Raw genomic sequence first — 2,634 nt, forward strand, 5'->3', positions numbered from 1 at the left:
AGGGCCGCGTCCACGGGGGCGGCGAAGCGGGCGGCGGCCGGCCGCTCGGGGCCGGACTGCGCGGGCAGGTCGGTGCGGTCGTGCATGGCGCGGTCAGCCCTTCTCGGCGGTGGTGGCCGTGCCGGTCGCGGTGAGGTCCACGGGGCGGACGCCGAAGTGGGCCAGCATGACGGCGCAGGAGCGGCAGGGGGCGGCGTAGGTGCCGTGCAGCGGGTCGCCGTCCTCGCGGATGCGGCGCGCGGTGAGCCGGGAGTGCTTGAGGGCGCGGCGTGCCTCCCCGTTGGTGAGGGGCTTGCGCTGGGCCCGCTTGGAGCGTCCGGCCTCGGCGGCGGTGAGGTGCCGGGAGAGCAGTATGGCCTCGGGGCAGCGGCCGGTGAACCGTTCGCGCTGGGCGGTGGGGAGGGTGTCGAGGAAGTCCTGGACGAGGTGGTGCAGCACGGGGGGCTGGTCGCCCTTGCCCGCGGTGCAGGTGAGCGTCTCGCCGCGGACGGACAGGGCGGCGGCGACGGCGGGCAGGATGCCGTCGCGGCGCTGGCTGAGCCGGGGCGCGAGGCCCTGGTCGGTGCTGCTCCAGCTGAGTCGTGGGTCTCCGGTGGTGACGGTCTGTGCAGAGTGTGCTGTGTGCATGGTGCTGTGTCCCTCCCGTGCCCGCAGCGGCCGCCGCAGAATGTGCACGCCCCCGTGTATGCGGGTGACAGCCTGCCAAATGTGTCGGGTCCTGTGAAAGCTGGGTCGGTGAAACGTGGGCGCGTGTCGCGATCCGGTGGCCGTCCCGTCGCCCGTCCGTCACGCCGGTGTGACGGTTGGTGACGGAAGTGGCCCGGAGGCGGCGGGGCCGGTACCCGTAAGGGGGTCACCGCTTAGGCTGTGCCTGGACCACCCCCGGGTCGGTCCTCATCAGCCGGACGCAGCAGGGGGCAACCGCCATGACGACAGGTCGGCTCGGGCAGGAAGCCGCGCCACCGAACGCGGCCTATGCCGGGCAGCTCGTGCACTTCCCGGACCCGGTCCGGGCCTCGCGCCACCCCAGAGGGGTGCGGATGGACGAGAACGGGTGTCCGGACTTCTCGCCGTACGCGCGGGCGGCGGCGGAGATCGCGGAGCCTCCGCAGGGCTTCGGCGTGGACGAGCTGCGGCTGACGGACTACGTGTCGGCGAATGCGGCGATGGCGGAGGCCGGGCACGAGCTGTGGGACACGATCCCCGCGGTGGCGACCCCGCACGGTTGGACCTGGCACCACGTGCCCGGCGGCCGGCGGATGGAGCTGGTCCCGGTCGAGGTGAAGGCGCTGCTGCGCCACCACGCCGGTCTGGCGTCGACCGAGGTGGACCTGGACAAGCGGGGGACGCGTCCGCTGCAGGAGACGCGGCCGGCGCACTTCCGGCTGCCGAAGGGGTCCGTGGCGGTGAGCGAGCAGCAGATCCTCGGTGTCGAGGAGGATCTGGGCTACCGGCTGCCCGGTGCCTACCGTTCGTTCCTCAAGGCGGCCGGTGGTTCCGCCCCGGTGGGTACGGCGCTCGACGCGGAGCTGGGCCTCCTGATCGACCAGCCGTTCTTCACGGTGCGCGAGGAGGCGGCCGTGAACGACCTGGTGTACGTCAACAAGTGCCTGCGTGACCATCTGACGAAGGACTACCTGGGCGTCGCGTTCGTCCAGGGCGGTCTGCTCGCGGTGAAGGTGCGCGGCGAGGGTCTGGGGTCGGTGTGGTTCTGCGCGTACGACGACGCGCGGGACCGGGACGGCTGGACGGTGCAGGACCGGGTGGACCGGCTGCTGCTGCCGTGCGGTGAGGACTTCGACGCGTTCCTCCAGCGGCTCGCGGGCAACCCGCCGGAGCTGGAGACGGTGGCGAACCTGATGGTGGACGGCGGCTTCGCGCACGCCGTCCCGGTGGAGGGGTGAGCGCGGTGGTGACCTTCGCGCAGGCGCAGGAGCGCGCGGACGAGTGGGTGAACGGGGACGTCCCGGCGTACCAGCACCGCGAGGTGCGGGTCCGCGAATTCGAACTCGGTTTCGTGGTGTGGGCGGAGGACCGTCCGGACGGGCCGGTGTCGGACGGGGGCCGTCAGCGGCTGGTGATCGCGCGGGACAGCGGCGAGGCGACGCTGTGGCCCGGCCTCCCGGTGGGTGAGGTCATCCGCCGGTACGAGGAGGAGTACGGCTCGCAGGAGGTGGAGCCGGCCGCTCCGGCGCCGCCCGAGCGGGTGGACCTCAACCAGACGTCCTTCCTGCTGAGCCCGCCGGAGTGGCTCCAGGAGGCGGCGGACAAGCTGGGCATCCCGGACCGGCGTGCGGAGCGGGCCGATACTCCGCCGCCCGCGCCGGCCGCCCCCTCGTCCTTCCCGCCGCCGGCCCCGATCCCGTCGTCCCCGACGCCTTCGCAGGGCGGGTCCGTGGCGTACGAGCCGACCGCCTCGGACGGGGTGCCGGCGTCCTCGCTCCAGCCGCCCGTGGGCGCGACGCCCTGGGCCGGGACCGACACCAACACCGGGGCGGACGCGGACGACGCCGAGGAACGAACGGTAGGCACCGGGCAGCCGGTAGCCCAGATCCTCCTCGACACCGAGGATCTGCTGCTCGCTCACCGCCACGGACCCCTTCGGCAGCCGGAAGTGCGCCGGCCGCGTCTCCT

The 2,634-nt window shown here is 73.7% G+C and carries 2 protein-coding genes and 1 pseudogene; 2 read left to right on the forward strand and 1 reads right to left on the reverse strand.

Annotated features, from left to right (window positions below; genetic code table 11):
- Positions 1–93 precede the first annotated feature (93 nt).
- A complete protein-coding gene (locus tag MHW47_RS34355) occupies positions 94–627 on the reverse strand; it encodes a YwqJ-related putative deaminase (protein ID WP_239227759.1) in 534 nt (177 codons plus the stop codon).
- A 299-nt stretch (positions 628–926) separates the two neighbouring features.
- Here MHW47_RS34355 and MHW47_RS34360 point away from each other — a divergent pair, with 299 nt between their 5' ends.
- Together MHW47_RS34360 and MHW47_RS34365 are read left to right on the forward strand one after the other, a co-directional pair.
- Complete coding sequence (locus MHW47_RS34360; protein ID WP_239227760.1) at positions 927–1,904, forward strand: SMI1/KNR4 family protein; 978 nt, start codon at positions 927–929, stop codon at positions 1,902–1,904.
- 5 nt (positions 1,905–1,909) lie between these two features.
- A pseudogene (locus tag MHW47_RS34365) lies at positions 1,910–2,634 on the forward strand (hypothetical protein); the annotation flags it as partial.

Origin of the sequence: Streptomyces sp. OfavH-34-F (assembly GCF_022347745.1) — a bacterium.
In the GTDB taxonomy this organism is placed as follows: domain Bacteria; phylum Actinomycetota; class Actinomycetes; order Streptomycetales; family Streptomycetaceae; genus Streptomyces.

Bases quoted from the DNA above. Each gene is read 5' to 3' on its own strand.
- MHW47_RS34355 (WP_239227759.1), bottom strand. From the start codon at position 627: ATGCACACAGCACACTCTGCACAGACCGTCACCACCGGAGACCCACGA.
- MHW47_RS34360 (WP_239227760.1), top strand. From the start codon at position 927: ATGACGACAGGTCGGCTCGGGCAGGAAGCCGCGCCACCGAACGCGGCC.